This is a genomic window from Embleya sp. L77 (assembly GCF_055557415.1).
Genome location: NZ_CM145710.1, coordinates 1380145 through 1400325, shown reverse-complemented (window position 1 = coordinate 1400325; position 20181 = coordinate 1380145). Strand labels below are relative to the sequence as shown.

General features: G+C 70.3%; 17 protein-coding genes. 7 read left to right on the top strand and 10 right to left on the bottom strand.

Features of this window, described 5'->3' with window-relative positions:
• Positions 1–417: 417 nt before the first annotated feature.
• The 3 genes from ACZOOI_RS36015 (at position 418) to ACZOOI_RS36005 (ending at position 4350) form a co-directional block, all read left to right on the top strand.
• Complete coding sequence (locus ACZOOI_RS36015; RefSeq protein ID WP_465283768.1) at positions 418–2742, top strand: glycosyl hydrolase family 18 protein; 2325 nt, start codon at positions 418–420, stop codon at positions 2740–2742.
• Between the two features lie 332 nt (positions 2743–3074).
• Complete coding sequence (locus tag ACZOOI_RS36010) at positions 3075–3902, top strand: SCO6745 family protein (protein ID WP_465283767.1); 828 nt, start codon at positions 3075–3077, stop codon at positions 3900–3902.
• 94 nt (positions 3903–3996) lie between these two features.
• Positions 3997–4350 carry a VOC family protein gene (locus tag ACZOOI_RS36005; RefSeq protein ID WP_465283766.1) on the top strand — a complete coding sequence of 118 codons (354 nt, stop codon included), beginning with the start codon at positions 3997–3999 and terminating at the stop codon, positions 4348–4350.
• On the opposite strand, the gene ACZOOI_RS36000 is transcribed toward ACZOOI_RS36005, so the two are convergent.
• A complete protein-coding gene (locus ACZOOI_RS36000) occupies positions 4304–4777 on the bottom strand; it encodes an AMP-binding protein (RefSeq protein ID WP_465283765.1) in 474 nt (157 codons plus the stop codon). The two genes, ACZOOI_RS36005 and ACZOOI_RS36000, sit on opposite strands and share 47 nt — an antisense overlap.
• A 66-nt stretch (positions 4778–4843) precedes the next feature.
• Positions 4844–6883, bottom strand: a complete 2040-nt coding sequence (locus ACZOOI_RS35995) for an FG-GAP-like repeat-containing protein (protein ID WP_465283764.1) — start codon at positions 6881–6883, stop codon at positions 4844–4846.
• Positions 6884–7291: 408 nt separating this feature from the next.
• On the opposite strand from ACZOOI_RS35995, the gene ACZOOI_RS35990 reads away from it, so the two are divergent.
• The 4 genes from ACZOOI_RS35990 (at position 7292) to ACZOOI_RS35975 (ending at position 11849) form a co-directional block, all read left to right on the top strand.
• On the top strand, positions 7292–8032 hold the full coding sequence (locus ACZOOI_RS35990) for an RHS repeat-associated core domain-containing protein (protein WP_465283763.1): 741 nt from the start codon (positions 7292–7294) through the stop codon (positions 8030–8032).
• A gap of 136 nt (positions 8033–8168) precedes the next feature.
• Positions 8169–8582, top strand: a complete 414-nt coding sequence (locus ACZOOI_RS35985; RefSeq protein ID WP_465284112.1) for a DUF6973 domain-containing protein — start codon at positions 8169–8171, stop codon at positions 8580–8582.
• Between the two features lie 208 nt (positions 8583–8790).
• Positions 8791–9123, top strand: a complete 333-nt coding sequence (locus ACZOOI_RS35980) for a hypothetical protein (RefSeq protein WP_465283762.1) — start codon at positions 8791–8793, stop codon at positions 9121–9123.
• Positions 9124–9272: 149 nt separating this feature from the next.
• A complete protein-coding gene (locus ACZOOI_RS35975) occupies positions 9273–11849 on the top strand; it encodes a hypothetical protein (protein WP_465283761.1) in 2577 nt (858 codons plus the stop codon).
• 338 nt (positions 11850–12187) lie between these two features.
• On the opposite strand, the gene ACZOOI_RS35970 is transcribed toward ACZOOI_RS35975, so the two are convergent.
• From ACZOOI_RS35970 to ACZOOI_RS35935, 8 genes are all read right to left on the bottom strand, one after another.
• Positions 12188–13168 (bottom strand): helix-turn-helix domain-containing protein, encoded by a 981-nt coding sequence (locus ACZOOI_RS35970; protein ID WP_465283760.1) that lies wholly within the window; start codon positions 13166–13168, stop codon positions 12188–12190.
• A gap of 567 nt (positions 13169–13735) precedes the next feature.
• Positions 13736–14215, bottom strand: a complete 480-nt coding sequence (locus ACZOOI_RS35965; protein WP_465283759.1) for a VOC family protein — start codon at positions 14213–14215, stop codon at positions 13736–13738.
• A gap of 112 nt (positions 14216–14327) precedes the next feature.
• Positions 14328–15101, bottom strand: a complete 774-nt coding sequence (locus tag ACZOOI_RS35960) for a copper homeostasis protein CutC (protein WP_465283758.1) — start codon at positions 15099–15101, stop codon at positions 14328–14330.
• Positions 15102–15272: 171 nt separating this feature from the next.
• Positions 15273–16376 carry an asparaginase gene (locus ACZOOI_RS35955; protein WP_465283757.1) on the bottom strand — a complete coding sequence of 368 codons (1104 nt, stop codon included), beginning with the start codon at positions 16374–16376 and terminating at the stop codon, positions 15273–15275.
• Entirely contained in the window at positions 16373–17236 is an 864-nt protein-coding gene (locus ACZOOI_RS35950) for an amino acid ABC transporter permease (protein WP_391583988.1), read from the bottom strand. Before ACZOOI_RS35950 ends, ACZOOI_RS35955 begins: the two co-directional genes overlap by 4 nt.
• Entirely contained in the window at positions 17233–17877 is a 645-nt protein-coding gene (locus tag ACZOOI_RS35945; protein WP_391583987.1) for an amino acid ABC transporter permease, read from the bottom strand. Before ACZOOI_RS35945 ends, ACZOOI_RS35950 begins: the two co-directional genes overlap by 4 nt.
• A 258-nt stretch (positions 17878–18135) precedes the next feature.
• The gene (locus ACZOOI_RS35940) at positions 18136–19101 is read right to left on the bottom strand and encodes a glutamate ABC transporter substrate-binding protein (protein WP_396006166.1); all 966 of its coding nucleotides are present in this window, start codon (positions 19099–19101) and stop codon (positions 18136–18138) included.
• A gap of 182 nt (positions 19102–19283) precedes the next feature.
• Positions 19284–20051, bottom strand: coding sequence for an amino acid ABC transporter ATP-binding protein (locus ACZOOI_RS35935; protein ID WP_465283756.1), 768 nt, complete (start codon positions 20049–20051; stop codon positions 19284–19286).
• Positions 20052–20181 lie beyond the last annotated feature (130 nt).

The following is a 20181-nucleotide window of genomic DNA, read 5'->3' as shown; positions in this document are numbered from 1 at the left end:
TCCGCTCGCGCGCGCGTTCGTATCCGGGTACGGGTGCGTGTCCGCGTCCGCGCCTGCCTGCCTGCGTGCGCGCCCGCGCGCTCGCGTCCGCGTGCCCGCCCGCGCACGTTCGCGCCCGTCCCACGCGCGCCTGTCCGCGTGCGCCCGCGCAGGCTCGCCCGCTCGCCCGCGATTGAATCGGATCGGATCGGACCGGTTTCGCGCTCTCGCCGCTTCTCTCTCGCTGCTCCGCGCGCTCGCCTCGATGCCGTCCGTACCACCGGATTTCGATCGATCCCGGTCTCCGATGATCCCTACTGGTCTAGACCTTGATTATTGGTCCAGACCTTCATTACGCTCGCTCTACTGTGTGAGCCGGGCATCCCGGCTCATTGTGGGGCGCAGGTTCTCCATCGGATCCCAAGTCCAGGAGCACCCATGGCCATCGGTACCGTGAGGCGCACCAAACGCACCAAGCCAGGCAAGAGATTCATCGCGATCTGTGCCGCCCTCCTGCTCCCGCTCGCTGCGATGGTCGGCCTGTCGGCCGCGCCCGCGCAGGCTGCCGCGGGCGCGACCGCAACGTTCGCCAAGACCTCCGACTGGGGCGGCGGCTTCCAGGCGGAGTGGACGATCAAGAACACCGGGACCACCGCCATCACGGCCTGGACCGTCGAGTGGGACTTCCCCACCGGCACCTCCGTGGGCGCGTACTGGGACACGCTGATCACCAAGTCCGGTTCGCACATCACCGCGAAGAACCGTGAGTACAACGGCTCGCTCGCGCCCGGAGCAAGCGCCAAGTTCGGCTTCGTCGGCTCCGGGCCCGGAAGTCCCGCGAACTGCAAGGTTAACGGTGGTCCCTGCGACGGCGCACCGCCGACGGACAACCCGCCGACGGCGCCGGGGCAACCCACCGCCACCGCGACCACCGTCGACTCGATCTCGCTGAGTTGGACGGCGGCCACCGACGACAAGGGCGTCCAGAACTACGACGTCTACCGGGGCGCCACGCTGGTCGGCACGGCCACCGGAACCGCCTACACCGACACCGGCCTGACCGCCGACACCGCGTACGCGTACAAGATCGTCGCGCGGGACACCATCGGCCAGACCGGCCCGGCAAGCCCCTCCGCCACGCTGCGCACCAAGCCGACGGGCGGTGGCACCGACAACCCGCCGACCGCGCCGGGCACTCCCCAGGCGAGCGCGGTCACCGACACCTCGCTGACGCTCAACTGGGCGGCGGCGACCGACGATCACGGCATCAAGAACTACGACGTCTACCGAGGCGCGACCAAGCTCGCGACGGTGACCACCACCAGCTACGGGGACACCGGCCTGACCGCGAACACCACGTACACGTACACGGTGGTCGCCCGGGACACCCTGGACCAGACCGGGCCGGCCAGTGCGCCGCTCACGGTCAAGACCACCGGTGGGGGCACCCCCGGCAACGACTACGTGCGCGTGGGCTACTTCGTACAGTGGGGCATCTACGGACGCGCCTACACGATGAAGTCGCTGGACACCTCCGGCGCAGCGGCCAAGCTGACCCACCTCAACTACGCCTTCTCCAACATCGATCCCACCAACCTGACCTGCCTCAACGGGGTCACCCGAGCCACCACCCCGGGACCGCAGGATCCCAACCAGGGTGACGGCGCGGGCGATTCGTGGGCCGACTACGAACGTTCGGTCGGCGCGGGCGAGTCCGTGAACGGGACCGCCGACACCTGGAACCAGCCGCTGGCCGGAAGCTACAACCAGCTGCTGCAACTCAAGTCCAAGTACCCGAAGTTGAAGACGCTGATCTCGATCGGCGGCTGGACGTACAGCAAGTACTTCTCGGATGCCGCCAAGACCGAAGCGTCGCGGCAGAAGTTCGTGAAGTCCTGCGTGGACATGTACATCAAGGGCAACCTGCCGGTGACCAACGGACGCGGCGGAACCGGTGTCGCGGCGGGTGTCTTCGACGGGTTCGACATCGACTGGGAGTGGCCCGGCTCCGAGGGTCACGCCGGCAACCACATCTCCACCGCCGACAAGAACAACCTGACCCTGCTGATGGCCGAGTTCCGCAGGCAGATGGAAGCGCTGACCACGACCACGGGCAAGCACTACCTGCTCACCGCGTTCACCCCTGCCGACCCCGGCAAGATCGACGCGGGTTGGGACATCAGCACGCGGGACGGCACGCCCAGCGTGTTCGACTACATGGACTTCGCCAACGTCCAGGGCTACGACTTCCACGGTTCCGGCAGCGACAACAGCTGGGAACCCAACCGCACGGGCGACCAGGGCAACCTGTACGTCGACGCGGGGGACCCGTACCCGACCAAGTTCAGCGTGGAATCCACCGTCCAGTACTACTTGGACCAAGGCGTCGACCCGCGCAAGCTGGTGCTCGGGCTCGCCTTCTACGGCCGTGGCTGGCAACAGGTCACGGACGGTGGGGCGCACGGTGAATGGCAGGCCGCCAACGGGGCGGCACCGGGGCAGTTCCCGGAGGAGTCCGGCACCCGGGGCTACGCCAACCTGATCGCGTCGGTACCGAACCTGACCGTCTACCACGACGAGCAGTCGGTGTCGACCTACGGCTACACCGGCAACAACGGCCAATGGTGGACTTTCGACGACGCGTGGTCCATCGGTAAGAAGACGGCCTGGCTCCGCACCAAGAACCTCCTGGGCGCAATGCTCTGGGAGATGAGCGGAGACACCGGAGTGCTGATGACCGCGGTCGACAACGGGCTCAAGTAGCCCACCTGATCGGAAGGCCGGGAGCGCGGTGAGTGGCCGCCTCCCGGCCTTCCTCATGCGCCGATGTCCGGCCCCGGCTCGGCACTTATCCGGTTTCGACGCGGCTCCCTGCTCGCCTTCCGGTGGGCCGGACGGGTACAGCCCTGCCGGAGGCATGCACCGAGACTTGGTCTCTCGCACGACTCCGGCCGGGCGTATCGCCACGCTGCCCCACCGTTCGACGGAGACCACGTCGTGCCACCGGAGGGTGGGGTTCGGTTGCTGCGCGCCCAGGAGTTGATCCACCGGCCCGTACTGCTCCACAGTGCGTGACCGCAGGCATGATGTAGGCCATGACTCACACAGCCCGTCGCCTTCACGAGCTTCTGGAGCCGATCTGCCTGGTCACCTACTTCGCCGGCGAGTGCAACGAGGAGCTGGCCGCGCTCGGCCATCGCACCTACTGGGACGGTTACTTCGCCGGCCGCGCCGCGCCGCTGGGCCGGGTGCCGGCGCAGGTCGTACACGCGGCCTTCTACAACTTCGCCGAGGGGGAGGCCGCGCGGCACATCCCGAGCGCGTGGGAGACCATCCCGCCCGAGGCGTCCGTCGCCGCGCGGGAGCGGGGTAGCGCGGCCTCGGTACGGCGGATCCTCGGCGACGAGGTGGCCGACTCCCCGGGCCTGGTGCGCGCCGCCGACCTGACCACCAAAGCCGCGACGAGCGCGCCCACGGAAGGTCGGGTGATGTACGCCGGAATGCGCAGCCTTCCGGTGCCGACCGACTCGGTCGCCCGGCTCTGGCATTCCGCGACCATGCTGCGCGAGCACCGCGGTGACGGGCACATCGCCGCTCTCGTCGGCGCGCGCATCGGCGGCACGGAGGCCCACGTGCTCGACGCGCCGGCACAAGGCATCCACCCGCCGGAGTCGTTCGGCCGCATCCATCACCTGCCGAAGGAGCGGCTGGCCGCGGTCATGGACGGCTTGCGCGAGCGCGGGCTCGTCGACACCGACGGCCGGTTCACCGCCGCCGGTCGCGAGACCAAGCAACGCATCGAAGCCCTCACCGACGAACTCGCTGCTCCGCCGTACGACGCCCTCTCGCCCGCCGAACTCGACGAGTTGGTCGCCGAACTCGAACCCATCACCGCGACGCTGGTGGCCGCAGGATCGCAGTGACGATGCGCGACCGACGCGAGGAGGAGTCCGCCGTCCGGCATGGGCGATGGTGTGGTGCCGGCGTGCTCGGTCGCCGTCCTGGCAGGATGGCGACATGGAACGCGTACTTGGAATCGGTGGTTACTTCATGCGGGCCGCCGACCCGGTGGCGCTGGGCGCGTGGTATCGCGATTGCCTGGGTCTGGACGCCGACGAGAACGGCCTGTGGCGTCAGGAAGCCGGGCCGACGGTGTTGGCAACGTTCGAGTCGGAGACCGACTACTTCGGGTCCCGTACCCAGCAAACCATGATCAACTTCCGGGTCCGCGACCTGGACGCGATGCTCGCGCAACTGCGCGCCAAGGGAGCGGACGTGACTACGGCGACGCAGGACATGGCGGGAGTCGGTCGATTCGGTTGGGTCACCGATCCCGAGGGCAACCGGATCGAGCTGTGGCAGCCGGCCTGACAAACACCACGTCGTCAGGTTCGAGTTCGTGCAGATCCTGGGCGCGGACGGTGGCGTTGAGCACGAGGTTGAGGTGGGTCAGCCGGGCAGCCTTGGGCCGGCCCGTGGTGCCGCTCGTGTACAGGATGGCCGCGATGTCGTCGGCCGCGGTCGGGTGTGCGGCGGTCAGCGGCTCGCCGGCGTGCTCGTGGTCGGCGCCCAGCGCGGGGACACCGGCCGCGGCGGCGGCGGCGGCCGGCGCGGCCGGCCACAACGCGGCGCCGCTGATCACGAGTACGGATCCGCTGTGTCGCAGGATGAATTCGACCTCCTCCGCTGATCCGCGACCCGGCCGCCGACCCGTCCTCGTACGCGGCGGCCACCACCCGGGACGCGACCGACTTCGCGTGACCGGCGGCGGCCGTCGCGCATCGCAAGGCCCGGGCATGCGAACGGGCCCGGCACGTGATGTGCCGGGCCCGCCGCTCATGGATGTGCCGGTGTCGCCTCGTGGTTACCAGGTGCCGGGTGCGGCCCGCCATGCCTGGAAGGGATTCTCCAACGTGCCATCGGCCTTGCCGAGGAACGTGTTGAAGGTGCTGCTGCCGTCGCTCCAGTCGTACATGGCGCCGATGTCGGCGCGGCCGTCGCCGTTGAAGTCACCCGAGGTGGGCATGGCCCACTTGCTGTCCCAGGTGCCGGTGGCGGACTTCCAGGCACGCACGTCGGCGGTGAAGACACCGTCGGTGTTGCCCGCGAAGGTGAAGATGCCGGTCGTGTCGCCTCCGTAGTCGTAGGTCGCGGCGATGTCGGCGCGGTGATCGCCGTTGTAGTCGCCGGCGGAGAGGATGACCCGGTTCCACTCCCAGTTCCCGACGGGCACGTTCCACGACTTCACCGGGTCGTTGAATCCGCCGTCCGGGCGGGACTTGAGGGTGAACAGTGCGACGGCTCCGCCATTGAGGTCGCCGTAGCCGTACATCGCGCCGATGTCGGCCCGACCGTCACCGTCGAAGTCACCGGCCACGTACTTCCCGCGCGGCTGCACCCAATTCCCGGGGCCGCTCTGCCAACTCGCGAACACGTCGGTGAAGGTGCCACTGCCGTCGACCTTGCTGATCCAGGTGTAGGCGGCGGCCGCCTCGTTCCCGTGGTCGTAGATCATCGCCGTGTCGGCGCGTCCGTCGCCGTTGAAGTCGCCGGCCAGGAATTGGGCCTTGGCCCACTCCCAGTTGCCGGGGGGCGTGTATGCGCTGGGGACGCCTTCCTCGAAGGTGCCATCGGCGCGGGACAGGAACGTGAACAGCCGGGTGCTGCCGTTCGGGTAGCCGTACAGCGCGCCGACGTCGGCGCGTCCGTTGCCGTCGAAGTCGCCGATCGCGAACTTGGCCCGGGTGCTGTCGAACCAACCGTAGTGGCTGACCCACGCCTTCCTGGGGGCGCCCACGGTGCCGTCGGCGTTGCCCGATGCGACGTAGAAGCCCGTGGTCTCCGAGCCGAAGTCGTAGACGGTGAGTACATCGGCGCGGTGGTCGCCGTCGAAGTCCCCGGCGAATTCCGTGCGTTGGGCGGCCGTCTTGTCGTTGGCGAGGTGCGCCGCGGAACCGCCGGCGAACTCGTTCCAGCGGATGTAGCCGCCCTCGTAGTCACCTCGGACGCCGCCGGTGACGGGGTACTCGTCACTGGTGGGGAAGCCGAGCCAACCACCCTCCCATTGCTGCGCGGCCCACACGGTGAGGTTGGCCCCGTAGACCGGCCAGGCGCCGGTCGCAGCCGACCAGTAGATCGAGCCCGTACTCGCGGTAGCCGTGGGGATACGGAAGTTCACGTACTTGCCGGGCTTGAGCGTGGTCGGGCTCACGTCCATCTCGGGGAACCCGAGCCTGCTGAGCGGGCCGCCCATCGACTGCCAACGGTCGTAGATCGGACCGGTGATGACGTGCGCGCCGGTACGGCCGTCCCAGGTGACCGCACCTGCCCCGCCCGCGGGGGTACCGCCGTAGCGACTGATCCAGCCCACGACCTGGTCCGCACCGTCGCGGACGGTGATCTCGTCCGAGACCGGGTAGCCCAACGGCCCGGTGAGGCCGCCGCTGTCGAGCCACTTCTGCCGGGTGCCGCCGTGCTGGAACCAGGCGCCGGTGTAGGGCGACCAGTTGATGCAGCCGAAGGTCGCATCGTTCGAAGTCCCCTGGAAGTCGACGAACCTGCCGCCCTGGCCGTCCTCCCGCACCGGTGTGGTGGGCAGCCGCATCGGGCCGCCGGGCCCGCCCAGGGCCTCGTACTTGGCGAGGATCGGACCGCAGATGTCGAAGGTCTTCGACGCGTCGAACGCGGTGGCGAAGGGCTTGCAGGTCGTCCACGGAGTCTGGCTGTTGGCCAGCAACTGGGCGGTACCGAAGGCCGTGGCGCTGCCTGCCGGGTTGCCTCGGATGAGGTAGAGGCTGCCGCCGGGGCCCTCGGCCCACAGGTCGGCGATCCTGTCGCCGTCCAGGTCGCCGTCCGCGTGCAGGCCGGGATAGACGGCGGTGGTCATGTCGGCGGCGAGTTGCACCCGCCGGCTGTCGTCGCCCAGCGCGCCGACGTCGGTGAGCGTGGGGGAGATCTTGTGCGAGGGGTATTGGTACAGCTTGCCGGTGATGCGGTCGCGGACCCACAGGTCCGGGCGGGCGTCCGCGGTGTGGGGCGTTGGTGGCGGTCCTCTTCGGTCCCTGGGCGGCGAGGGAGGTGGTGCGCCCGCCGGTGGTCGGGTCGGTGGCGGTGTCGTACATCCGCAGATCGCCGGCGTCGTTCACGGCGAGCATGTCGATCCGGGTATCACCGTTGATGTCGCCCAGTTTGGTCCGCGCGTTCGGGTTGCCGGGCGCGTAGAACTCGTAGACGAAGGACTGGGAGCGGTTGCCGGCCCGGTCCACCGCGCGCCGTGAGGGTGTTGGTACCCCACCGCGACACGTACAGGTCCGTGATCCGCCACTTGCCGACCTTCTCGTCCCAGGTCGCGGCGGGCGCCTCGCCGACCGGCAGGGTCGAGTTGAGGGCGAACTCGACGCGGTTATCGACAAGGTCGCCTCGACGGGGGAACAGTGAGTACGTCTATGACGCGGACGGCAATCGGCTCGTCCGGCGGGAGGCGGGCAAGACCACCGTGTACCTCGGTAGCGACGAACTCACCGCCAATACCAACGGAAGCGGTCCGGTCACGGGCACTCGCTACTACCCGACTGCCGGTGGCGCCACCGTCATTCGTAGTGGAAGCGGATCGTTGGTCTACACGGCGGCCGATCACCACGGCACGGTGACGAGCATGCTGGACGCCGACACGCTCGCTGCGGTGCGGCGCCAGACGAAGCCGTTCGGTGAGGCACGCGGGGTCCAGCCCACCCAAGCGAGCGGACAGTGGCCGGACGACAAGGGGTTCCTCGGTAAACCTGTGGACGCGACCGGCCTCATCCATGTCGGAGCACGAGAATACGACTCGACGTTGGGTCGGTTCATCAGCGTCGATCCCATCATGGATCTGACCGACACTCAGCAAATGCATGGATATACCTACGGCAACAACACGCCGATCACGGCAAGCGACCCCACCGGTCTCTTCAGTATGAAGTGGGTCAGGGACCTCATCGCCGATGCGGTCAAGGCTGTCCTGGCCGCACTCAGCGGTGGGCAGGGTGGTGCCGCACCCCCCCGGCGACCAAGGTAAAGCGGACGACTGGGATCTGGGCAGCAACGACCGGAACAAGCGCAATGGTGAAGGTCTGCGGCTCGGGAGGGACTACCAGAAGAACACGAGGTGGCCGTATCGAATCAACGCACGCGATCCGCAGGTGATGGCCTAAATTCTGTCCCCGCTGAGGGAGATCGACAACTTCGGGATCCACTACGGTGAAGTCGAGCTCTGCTCGAAAGACCCGGCAGAATGCCAGCGTTATATCGAGATCTCCAAGCGGGCGAAGACGGCGGCGGACGAGAGGTATTCGGATGAGGGCGAAGGTGACAAAAAGAACGCCTATCGTCCCTTCGTGTGGCAAGGTCTGCTGACCCTGGAACTCGGCGCCAAACGGGCCGAGGCATGGGGCGACGCTCACGAGTCCTATCAGGACTATGCCGGGCTGCCCGACCACTTTGCCGACCTTTACAACAACCAAGTGTCGCGAGCGGTGGCCAAAATGTGGCCGAGAAATTCAAGCTTCCCGCGGGTGGGCGGCCTCAACTCACCCCGACTCTCGGGTCGCTCACCGGGCCGCCGCTGACACTCAGCGCGACGGATGGACTATTGCCCAACACGCCTCGTTCGTACGCCCAGAGCGCGATTTTCGTGTGGGGCGAAACCTTTATCGAGTTGGGGGGTTACGCGCGGCCATCGGACTTCACCGACTAGGATGTGGGGGAATCCGTGAAACGAACCTCGTCGGGTGATCGTGGCTCGCGTGTGCAGTGTGATGGAAGAGGAAGGAAGACGTGAAAGTCATCGTCGGGATAGTTTCCCTGGCCTGCCTGCTGATGGCATGTACCGGCGAGGAGGCCGACAAGCCTGAGGAAGCGACCGTCTCGTTTCCGGACTGCGTGAACACGTCTCGCACCGAGGCGAATATCGTGCTGAAGGTCGAGAATCTCACGGATTCCCAAAAGGTGATCGAAGTCCGCTTTCGGTTGTCGAATGACTACGACGACCCCATCTACAAACGTACGTTCACGGTGGCGGGACATGGGGCTGCCAGCGAGAATGTGCCGAACCCGCGTCCCGGCGTACCTGTCTCATGCAAGGTCACGAAGGTGATCGTCGGAGGCTGATCCAGGGCTCTCCACCCATACCAGGGGAAACGAATGGCCCGCCGGTCTCCGGCGGGCCATTTCGACACCGGCTGGGTGGGCCGTGGATCCGACCGATGAGAATGCTCGTGAGAAGCACGGACGCAGAGACGGACGCTACGGGGACGGTCATGGACGAGAGCGACGGCGCGGACAGGCTGTGCGACCCGGCCGCCGGGCAACTGGGTGAACTGTTGGGGGAGTTGGCGGGGCGGCGGGTCACCGATCGGGATCTGGGGGTGCTGCGTGGGTTGGGGGTGGCGTTGCGGGAGGCCGGGCGGGTTGCCGACGTGTTCGAGGCGGTCACCCTCGATCGACGGGACGCCGCGATGTGGACCGTGGACCTGGACCTGCTCGATGCCGCCATCGCCGCCGGCGTGCCCGTGGCCGACCCGCCCACCGGCGTCGCGTTGCGCCTGGCGGGATGGCTCGAATCGGGCAGGCGTCGGGGCGACCTCGCCGCCGTATGCGCCCACCCCGGATTTCGGCCGCTGCTGCGCGACGCGTTTCTGGATCGGCGGGCCGACCTGCTCGCGCTGGGCCGCCCGGCCGAGTTGCGCACCCACGAGGGCGCCGACGCCGCGCTCCTGGACGCGGCCGGGCCGCTCGACCTGCTGGTGGAAAACTTGCACGAGTGGGTGACGGCGGTACGGGCCGGCAGCCTGCCCGCCCTGCACGAGGCCGTCTATCACCTGGACCTGGTCGGTCCCGCCCGCCTGGTCGAGCGGCGACCGCAGACCCGCCCGTGGGTCCTGGAACTGCTGACCGCCGACCTCCCGGCCCTGCTTGCGGAAACCTGGCGGACCGGGCTCGTGGACGAACGGGGACACCGGGCGCTCGAACGCCTCGACGAACTCGTCCACAGCGAGGACGTGTATCCGGTCGATCTGTCGGACGGCGTCGGTACGGACGAGGGCTTCGCCGTGATTGCCGGCGCCCGATCGGTGGTCTTCGACGCCCGCCGGCGGATCGCCGGCCCGCTGTTCGCCCGTCTGCCCGAGTTGGCCGGCTCCGCGCTGCCGCCCACGCATCGACTGCACTTCGCGGACGGGCGACTCGCCGCCGACCGGATCGACCCGGGGGCGCCCCGCCCCGACGACCGGACGTCCCTCGTTCCGGTGGGTGGAAAGCACTCCCACGAGTTGCGCCGCGTCAACACCGGCTGGTGGGAGGTGGCCAACGCCGCCGGCGCGTGCACCTCCCGGTGGTACCAGGGGCCGGCCCGACCCCGGCGGGCATCCGGCTCGCACAGCATCGGTCGATACCGACATCGCTGGGCCGCCGGCAGCGAACTGGTCGTACCGGTACACCTGTGGCCGCATCTGACCCCGCGTGACAAGTCCGGCTCGCGGGTCCTGCGCGCCGCCGATCGGGCACTGACCGATCGGGTCCTCGGCGCGGTCGACGCCGAACTGCGGACCAGGATCACCGAGATCGGCCGCCGGATCGGCGTGTGCAGTCCGTCGCGCGAGGTGGACGAGACCTTTCGCGCGCTGCGGCAGGTGACCGACCCGCTGCTCCCGAGGATTCGCGCCGACCGGCTGCTCGACGGCATCGCCGGTACGGTCTGGACCGCGGTCGAATGCGCCGAACTGACGGCCCGCCACCTGGACCTGCCGGCCACCGAGGGCGTCAAGGGCACCAAGGGGGCCAAGGGTACCAAGGGGGCCAATGGCACCAAGGCCGCCCAGGACACCCGGGCCGCCGTCGATCCGCCCGGCGGCACGGACCCCGGCGCCGGCATCGACCCGCCCGGCGCCGACGACGCCGACGACGCCGAGGTCGGCGTGGTGCTGCGGACCGACCCACGCCCCTACCCGCGCGCCGACGCGGGTGATCTGCGGGCCCGGTACTACACCGGGATGCAGGACATGTTCGAGCGCATCGCCGCGGTTGCCGCCGCGTGTGTCGACCCGACCGTCGAGTCACCGCCGCAGACCGTCGAACCGGTCGATGCCCAGGGCTGGGAGCAGGGGCTCGGCCGGCTGGGCGCCAAGGCGTTGCGGCTCGCGCTGTTCCCGAGGTCGGGCGGCGGAGAGCAGCAGGACGAACTGGCCCGCGACCACCTGCGCATGTGGGGCGTCGCGGAACTGGGCGACCCCGGCGAACGTTGGCGCGTGCTGGAGGTCCAGGTCGATACGGGCCACCCACCCGAGCAGGGCACCGTGTGCCGTACCGCGCGCGGTTGCCTGATCGTGCTCCAGCGCCCGCCCTCGAACCGCGGCCGGGTCGTCCCGGTGCTGGAGTACGCGCACGACGGCCGGTTCGACCCGCCACCGTTCGGGCGGACCGTCGCCGAGCGGGTCTGCGCCGGCTGGGGCGGCAGGGAACGGATCGCGGCGCTGCTGCGCCTGCACCACGACCGGGGCGCGGCGCCCTGGCCCGGCCGGTCGGTCGCCGCGCTCGCCGACGCCGGGGCGATGTCGCAGGCCGACGCGGCCGTCCTGACGGCGGGCTTCGAGCCGCGCGATGCGTACCTGGTCCGACAGGGGCGGGGGGTCGACTCGCGCCTCGCCGAGATGTCCGGGCTTGATCCGCAGGAAATCGCCGACGCCACTCGCGAGTTGTCCCGTCGGGTCAGCCCCGGGCAACGCCTGGCGATCGCCGAACTGCTGATGCCGGAAGACCCGGCCGACGTCTGGGCGGACCGACTCGCGGTCGAGCGCGCCGCGAGCCGGTGGCATGCCGCCATCGGCAAGGGGGTCTGAGGTCCGCGTCGGGAGAAGGCGTCGGCTTTCTGCACACGAAGACGTCGGTTTTCTCCAATACCCGCCCGCTCGTGCCGCGGCAGCCTGGTTCTCGCCCCGCACGGCGCCTCACCCCCCGAGGTCGGCGGCCCGACCGGTGCCCCGGTCGGGCAACGGGCGTACGCGGGGCGGGCCCGATGGGGGAGGCCCGTCCCGCGTTCCGACGTACGCCCGCGTCTCGACGTGGCGTGCGGCACCCGGCTTGCGGCGACTCGTGCCGGGCCCGGCGTGTCCTTACGGCGGCAACAGCACGGTGGTCACCATGCCTTCGAGCCGAGTGGGCCGGGCCCCACGCATCCTCACGGCGGCAACAGCACGGTGGTCACCGCGCCTTCGAGCCGAGTCGGCCTGGCCGACGCATGCGGCGCGTGCGCGACGAAGTCGCCGGGAGTCAGCCCGGTGGCGGCCCGGACCTCGCGGTTGAGGTGCGACTGATCGTAGAACCCGGTTCGGGTGGCGACCTCGGCCAACGGCCGCCCCGCGTCCACCAGGCGCAGCGCGTCCTGGAGTCGCAACACCCGGGCGACGGCCTTGGGCGTCAGGCCCAGTTGTTCTCGGAAGCGGCGTTCCAACTGGCGCTCGCTCCAGCCCAGTTCCGCCGCAAGGCCGCCGATCGGCAGCCGGCCCGCCGAGGCGGAGAGCAGATCCCAGGCGCGCAGCACCCGCGGCGCCGGCCCCGGACCGGCCGCCTGCCAACGCAGCAACGTGGCGTCCAGCACCGCGAACCGGGCGGGCCAATCCGGGAGTTCGACCAGCCGTTCGGTCAGCCGACGGATCCGCGCGCCGGCGAACTCGGTCGGATCGACCAGGTGTTCGGCCAATTCGTGCATCGACACCCCGAACATCGCGTAGGCCGCCCACGGGTGCATCACCACCTCGATGCCGTGCACGAACCCGCGATGCTCACCGATCACGGCCCGGGTCCGCATGCCGGAGAACAACGAGGTGAACGCCGTGGTCGGGCTCGCCGTGCCGTCCGCGGCCATCGCACCGACCCGGATCCGCTGGTCGAAGCCGAGCACCAGGGTGGCGAAGCCGACCGGCAGTTCGAGCCGTTTGCGGGGGTGGTCGAAGGCGACGCGCAAACCGCGATAGAAGCGCACACCGGGGCGCAACAACGCATGCGGTGATACCTGGACGATCCGGGGCGCGGCGGCGGGTTCCGCACCGAACTCCGGCTCGGACGGCACCGGTTCGCTCGCGCTGCCGCTCGGCCCCGCCGGGCCGGGTGGTCCGGCGATGCGCCCCGCGGGGCCGGGCCGCGTGGCGACGGGCCTCACCGACCCGGATCCCGTCGGGCCGGGCGGTACGGGGACGGGTACGGGGAGGACGGGGGCGGGCAGCGGGACGGGCACGGGGACGGGGACGCGCGAGCGATGCGGCATGACCAACGCCTCCGGGACGATCGGACCGTGTCGCCCCCGCCCGAGACGTTCCGATACCGGGTGCGGTACCGGCGTTCGACCGTTCGTGGCCGGGCGACGTCACGGAGTAGCGGGACGCCGGCATGCTAGCGATGCGCACCCCGTCCCCGACAGCCCCCGGCAGGTACTTTCCCGCACCTTGCCGGAACCCTTGCCTCCGCTGCGCCGTTCTCCGCCCCGCCGTTCGCCGAGATGCGGCGCCCCGCTGCGCCGTTCTCCAGCAAGTCTCGCCGCCTTACCGCGCTTCGCCGCGCCGCTCCGGACCCGGCCCCTCGTCGCCCGATCCGCCCCACTGAGCCGTTCCACCCCCAGCCCTTCGCGGCCTCACCGCGCCCCGCTGCGCCGTTCTCCACCCGCGCGCGGCCGACCGGTTCGTGCCCCGGGGACGGTGGACACGATCCGGTCGGCGCATCCGCGGCGACGTCACTCCCCCGCGTACGCCTTGCGCAGCGTCGCGATGTCGAGCTTGCCCATCTTCAACATCGCCGCGGTCGCCCGGGCTGCCTTCTTCGGGTCCGGGTCGCCGACCATGTCGATCAGCTCGGTCGGCACGACCTGCCAGGACACGCCGTACTTGTCCTTGAGCCACCCGCAGGGCCCCTCCTGCCCACCCTCGGACAGCTTGGCCCAGTAGTAGTCCACCTCGTCCTGGTCCGCGCACGGGATCTGGAACGAGACCGCCTCGTTGAAGGTGAACTCCGGGCCGCCGTTGAGGCCGACGAACTTCTGCCCGAGGATCTCGAATTCGACGGTGACCACGGAGCCCACCGGACCGGGGCCGGCCTCGGTGTAGCGGTCGACCCGGCCCAGCTTGGCGTCCTCGAAGATGGACAGGTAGTGGTTCGCCGCCTCTTCGGCCTGGCCGTCGAACCACAGACAGGTGGTGAGCGCCTTGCCCGTCATCGTTACCTCCGGTACTCGGTGTGGATGGTGTACACGAGTACCGACCTGATCCGCGCGGCAAACTCATCGCCCGCCGGCCAACGAGTTTCCGCGAGGCGCTCGCGCCTGCCGGTCAGCGCCTGCGAGCGGCCTCGACCACGTCGCGGATGCCGTCCGCCGAGGTCACCCGGCGGGCGTACTCCGGCTGGCGCAGCGCGCCGCCCATGAAGGGATGCGGGTTGCGGTGGGTCGCGCTGCTCTCCAGGACCGCACCCGCCGCGAAGTGCACCTCGTGCACGCCGGTGGCGGCCAGGACCCGGTCGATGTTGCGGGCGGTGATGCCGCCGCCCGGCATGATCACGATCCGGCCCGCGGCCTGCTCGACCAGGCGCGCGATCAGCGGTGCGCCCTCCAGCACGCTGCTGTCCTGGCCGGAGGTGAGCACCCGGTCGACGCCGAGTTCGATCAGCTCCTCCAGCGCGGCGTGCGGGTCGCGGGTCATGTCGAAGGCGCGGTGAAAGGTGACCGAGCGGTCGCCGGCCGCGGCCATCAGCTGCTCGATCACCGGCCGGTCCAGGTCGCCGTCCGCGGTCAGTGCGCCGATGACCACGCCGTGTGCGCCGGCCGCCCGGATCGCCTCGACGTCCCGGCGCATCGCGGCGACCTCGTACTCGTCGTAGACGAAGTCGCCACCGCGCGGGCGGACGATGACATGGACCCGGATCGTGTCGACGGCGGCCAGGGTGGTCTCGATCAGGCCGAGGCTGGGCGTGATGCCGCCCTCGAACAGGTCCGCGCACAACTCGACCCGGTGCGCGCCCACCCGTTCGGCGGCGAGTGCGCCGGGGACGTCGTCGATGCAGATCTCGTAGGTCAGGGCGGGGGTGGGGCCGGCGGTGACGATCATGTCGTGTTTCTCCTGGTGGAGCGGGGGTGTGGGCCGGAACGAGCGTTCGGCTCGGCAGGGGTGGCGGAGTCCGGACGTGGGCCCGGCTGCGCAGAGGGTGCGGAGACCGGACACGGGTCCGGCTGCGCGGGAGCGTGCGGGCCCGGACGCGGGCCCCGCTGCGGGGGCACGTCAGGTCAGGCTTGGGCTCACGCGGACCTCGCCGACCGGCAGACCGCCGCCCAGCACCGGTACGGACGCCCACTCGTGCGCCGCGGCCGTGTCCACGCCGAGCACGCGCAACGCGGCCAGCGCGAGCGCGGTGGTCGCCCGCGGGCTGCCGTCGATCACCTTGACCGCGACCGCGTGCCCGGCCGTCGTCGCCGCCACGAACACGCCTTCGGCGCCGCCCTTGACCACGACGCCGGGCAGCAGCCGCATCACCTCGGTGTTGGCCTGCCCGTCCCCGCCGACGTACTCCGGGTGCTCGCGCATCGCGCCGGCCACCGTGCGCCCGGGACCGTTCGGCGCGGTTGCCAACGCGCGTACTCCGCGGGCCAGTCCGGTCAGGGTCATCGCGAACACCGGCGCGCCGCAGCCGTCCACGGCGGTGTGCGCCGTCGACTCGCCCGCCGACTCCTCGATGCCCTCGCGGACCAACACCTGCAACGGATGCGCCGGATCGAGGTAGCCGTCGGTCGGCCACCCGGCCGCGACGCACGCGGCCAACATCGCCGCGTGTTTGCCGGAACAGTTCATCCGCTCCCGCGAGTCCGCCTCGCCGCGCGCGATCATCGCCTTGTAGGCCGCCTCGTCCTCCGGGCGGCTCGGCGGACACCGCAGCGCGTCGCCGGTCAGCCCGGCGGCGGCAAGGATCTCGCCCACCGCCCGGACGTGGAAGTCCTGCCCGGTGTGACTGCCCGCCGCGATCGCCACGTGCGCCCCGGACAAGGGCGCGCCGGCGCGCAGACAGGCCAGCGCCTGGAACGGCTTGGCCGAGGAGCGCGGTATCACCGGCTCGTTCGGATCGCCGAGCTCGATCGCGGGCCGCCCGTCCGGGGCCAGCGCGACCAGACTGCCGAAGTGCCGGCTCTCCACGAATCCGGAGCGCACCACCTCGGCCAACTCGGCGTAGCGTGTGCTGGGTTCGGGGCGCACGGTGTCCTCCTGGCGCATGGGGTCCTCCGGGTCGGGGCGTTCGCCGGCGTCGGCGATCACGGACGGCGCGGCCGGGCCGGGTGCTCCGGCCGTCGCCGGTTGCACGTCGGTGCCGGCCGTTCGGCGGGGCGCGGTCACAGGCGGGCGTCCGCGCCGGCGCGGGCCCGCAGCAGGGTCCGCATGCTGCGCCGGCCTGCGGACTGGAAGCCCTGTCGGGCCTCCAGGGTGCGGGCCAGCTTGGACAGCGATGCGTTGAGCACGATGTAGACGAGCGCGATGATGATGTAGGTCTGGATCAGCAGTCGGTTGTAGCTGGCCAACACTCGGCCGCTGTACAGCAGTTCGGAGTAGCTGACGATGAAGCCGAGCGAGGTGTCCTTGAGCAGGCCGACCGATTGGCTGACCAGCGACGGCAACAGCCGGCGTACCGCCTGCGGCAGCACGATCAGCCGCATGGTCTGCGTGTCGGTCAGGCCGACGGCCAGGCCCGCTTCGCGCTGGCCGCGGTCCAGGGACAGGATGCCGGCCCGGAAGATCTCCGCGAAGACGGCGGAGGCGGACACCGAGAGGGGCAGCACCAGCTTCCAGAACAGCGGCAGATCCACGCCGTAGTGCGGCAGTCCGAACAGGACCAGGTAGACGAGCAGCAGCACCGGGACCGTGCGCATCACCTCGATGTAACCGGTGGCCGACCACCGCAGCACGCGACGCCGGGACAGCCGGCCCAGCGCCAGTACGATGCCGCCGGCCATGGACAGCACGGTGGCGACGACCGCGGCGCGAATCGTGGCCCAGAGCCCCTCCAGCAGGTATCGCCACATCGGCCACGTGGTGTAGGGCCGCCACTTGTCCGCGTCGAGCTGGCCGTGGTCGGCGAATCGCCGTACGGCCAGGGCCAACAGCGCGGCCGCCGCGACGGTGGCCACGATGCCGGCGATCCGCATCCGGCGGCGCGCGATCGGGCCGGGCTCGTCGAACAACACTCGGGACGCGCTCATCGCACGATCGCCACCTTCCGCTCGATCACGCCGGTGAGCAGGCCCGCGGCGGCGCAGATGACCATGTAGCCCAGGCCCGCGCCGACGAACACCGGGATGGGCTGGGCCTCCAGCAGGTTGACCCGGTTCGCGGCGGAGGTCAGTTCGACCACACCCACGGCCGCGGCCAACGAGGTGTTCATGGTCAGCGCGATGAAGATGTTGCCGATCGGCTGGACCACGCCGCGCAGTGCCTGCGGCAGGATCACCAGGCGCAGCGACTGACCGAAGGTCAGTCCCAGTGCCCGGGCCGCCTCGGCCTGGCCGATGGACACCGTGTTGATCCCGGAACGCACCGCCTCGGCGATGTAGGCCGCCTCGTACAGCGCGATCACGATCACCGCGGTGGTGAACAGCGGGAAGATCACCCCGACTTCGGGCAGGCCGAAGACGAACAGTACGAGCAGGACCAGCAGCGGGGTGTTCTGGAAGGTCTCCACGTACACGGTGCCCATGCCGCGCAGGGCGGCGACGGGGGACACCCGCAGGGCGGCCACCACGACGCCGATCAGCAGCGCGCCGGCGAAGGACAGCGCGGTGAGTTCGAGCGTGGTGGTGATGCCGTCGGTGAAGGCGGAGAGATGTCGCAGCACGACATCCATCGGCGATGGCCTTTCGGGAGAGGGCGGGTAGGGGCGCGCGGGGGCCGCTTCGGGGGAGGCGGCCGGAGAGGTGCTCGTGGCCGGGCGCCGTGGCGGTGAGGACCCCCGGCCCGAGGCCGCGCCGGGAGGCGCGCGACTCGGGTCCGTCCTCGATCCCGCTTCGCGGTGCTCGGCGGGGGATCGCGGACGGGCCGCTCGGGCCGGGCGTCGGGGAGCCGGGTCGGGAGGGCGCGGCGTGTCACCCTCCCGACCCGGGGATCAGGAGCCGGGCACGCCGCCGATCGCGGGCGGCGTCGGCGGGTTGCCCTCGACGACCGTGCCCAGGGTCTGCTTCCAGATCGCCTGCCACGAGCCGTCCTGGCCGATCTTGCGCAGCCAGTCGTTGACGAACGTCTTGAACGCGGCGTCGTCGTGCCCGAGTCCGATGCCGTACGGGTCGGCCGTGAACGGCTCGCCGACCACGGTGGTGTCGGGGTTCTGCTTCACGTCCGCGACCAGGAGCGCCTGGTCCTGGACGTACGCGTCGCCGCGGCCCTGGCGCAGTGCGGTGACACACTCCGGGTCGCTGCCGAAGGTGACCACCTTCGCGTCCGGCGCGACCTGCTTGATCGCGGCGATGGCGGGCGTGTTGGCGCCGGCGATCACGGTCTTGCCGTTCAGGTCGGCCGGCGTCTTGATGCCGCCGGCGCCCTTCTTGACCAGGATGGCCTGGCCCGACGAGTAGTACGGGCCCGCGAACGCGACCTGTTCGGCCCGCTTGGGGGTGATCGTGTAGGTCTGGAAGACCACGTCGACGGTGCCGTTCTGGAGCAGCGCCTCGCGGGTCTCGGTGGCCGAACTGACGATCTTCACCTCGGGCTTGCCGATGATGTACTTGGCGAGCAGCCGGCCCATCTCGGCGTCGAACCCGTCGACCTTGCCGGATATCGGGTTGAGCTGCGACCACAGCGGGGCGTCCTGGGAGCCACCGACGATGAGGTAGCCGCGTGCCTTGATCTTGGCCATCGTGGAGTTGGGCAGGATCGCGCTGTCCGGGGCGACGTCGGCCTTCTTGGCGACGTCCTCGCCGGCGGGCTTGGCGCCGCCGGGCACGTCCGAGGACGAGCCGCCGGAGCAGGCGGCCAGCGCGGTCAGGGACAACGCCGCGAGGACCGCCGGGACGGCGGAGCGCAGGCGACGCGCGGGTGCGGCGGTGCGCGGGCGACGCAGGGGGAAGCCGGACATCGGGGCCTTCCTTCGCAGGTGGGGGTTGGGGACGAGGGCGTACGGAGCCGGGGAGCGGAGCGGTGGCCCCGACGCTCGGCGGTTCGGTGCTGCGGTGGGTCGCGGGTCTTCGTCGGTCCGGTGAGACCCGGTGACCCGGGGCCGCGGAGGGCCCGGTTGGACCCGGTGGGTGCCCGGGTGGGTCAGTGGCTGAGCACCTTGGACAGGAAGTCCCGGGCGCGGTCCGTGGTCGGTGCGGTGAAGAAGGTCTCGGGTGTGCCGACTTCGACGATCTGTCCGTCGGCCATGAAGACCACCCGGTCCGCGGCGCGGCGGGCGAAGCCCATCTCGTGCGTGACCACGACCATGGTCATGCCCTCGCGGGCCAGGTCGACCATCACGTCCAGGACCTCGTTGACCATCTCCGGGTCCAGCGCGCTGGTCGGTTCGTCGAAGAGCATCACCTTGGGCTGCATGGCCAGTGCCCGGGCGATGGCCGCCCGCTGCTGCTGGCCACCGGACAGTTGCGCCGGGTAGTGGTCCGCCTTGTCGGCGATGCCCACCCGGTCCAGCAGCGCCCGGGCCTGTCGGTCCGCGTCGCTTGCGGACAGACCCTTGACCCGGGTCGGTCCGAGCGTGACGTTCTGCAACACGGTCTTGTGCGCGAACAGGTTGAACTGTTGGAAGACCATGCCCACTTCGGTGCGCAGCCGGGCCAACGCCCGACCCTCGGCGGGCAGTTCCTCCCCGTCCAGCAGGACCACGCCGGAATCGACGTTCTCCAGCCGGTTCAGACAGCGGCACAGCGTCGATTTGCCCGCGCCGGAGGGGCCGATCAGCACGACCACCTCGCCTGCGGCGACGGTCAGGTCCACGTCGGTCAGCACGCGGACCGCCCCGAACGACTTGTTGATGGCGCGCGCCTCGACCATGGGCGTCAGTACGGCGGAAGAAGGCGACGCGGACTTCATCAACGCTCCATCTTTGTTCGGAATCGAAGTTTCGTGTGACAGTAGAAGCCAAATTCGAAGGAAGTCAATGCCTTGCTGGTTATTACCTGGTGTGCTATTCCTGTCACAGCCGTACCGCAGCAGGTGTGCC

Bases quoted from the DNA above. Each gene is read 5' to 3' on its own strand.
- ACZOOI_RS35935 (WP_465283756.1), bottom strand. From the start codon at position 20,051: ATGAAGTCCGCGTCGCCTTCTTCCGCCGTACTGACGCCCATGGTCGAG.
- ACZOOI_RS35945 (WP_391583987.1), bottom strand. From the start codon at position 17,877: ATGGATGTCGTGCTGCGACATCTCTCCGCCTTCACCGACGGCATCACC.
- ACZOOI_RS35975 (WP_465283761.1), top strand. From the start codon at position 9,273: ATGGACGAGAGCGACGGCGCGGACAGGCTGTGCGACCCGGCCGCCGGG.
- ACZOOI_RS35940 (WP_396006166.1), bottom strand. From the start codon at position 19,101: ATGTCCGGCTTCCCCCTGCGTCGCCCGCGCACCGCCGCACCCGCGCGT.
- ACZOOI_RS35950 (WP_391583988.1), bottom strand. From the start codon at position 17,236: ATGAGCGCGTCCCGAGTGTTGTTCGACGAGCCCGGCCCGATCGCGCGC.
- ACZOOI_RS35960 (WP_465283758.1), bottom strand. From the start codon at position 15,101: ATGATCGTCACCGCCGGCCCCACCCCCGCCCTGACCTACGAGATCTGC.
- ACZOOI_RS36015 (WP_465283768.1), top strand. From the start codon at position 418: ATGGCCATCGGTACCGTGAGGCGCACCAAACGCACCAAGCCAGGCAAG.
- ACZOOI_RS35965 (WP_465283759.1), bottom strand. From the start codon at position 14,215: ATGACGGGCAAGGCGCTCACCACCTGTCTGTGGTTCGACGGCCAGGCC.
- ACZOOI_RS36010 (WP_465283767.1), top strand. From the start codon at position 3,075: ATGACTCACACAGCCCGTCGCCTTCACGAGCTTCTGGAGCCGATCTGC.
- ACZOOI_RS36000 (WP_465283765.1), bottom strand. From the start codon at position 4,777: ATGCCCGGGCCTTGCGATGCGCGACGGCCGCCGCCGGTCACGCGAAGT.
- ACZOOI_RS36005 (WP_465283766.1), top strand. From the start codon at position 3,997: ATGGAACGCGTACTTGGAATCGGTGGTTACTTCATGCGGGCCGCCGAC.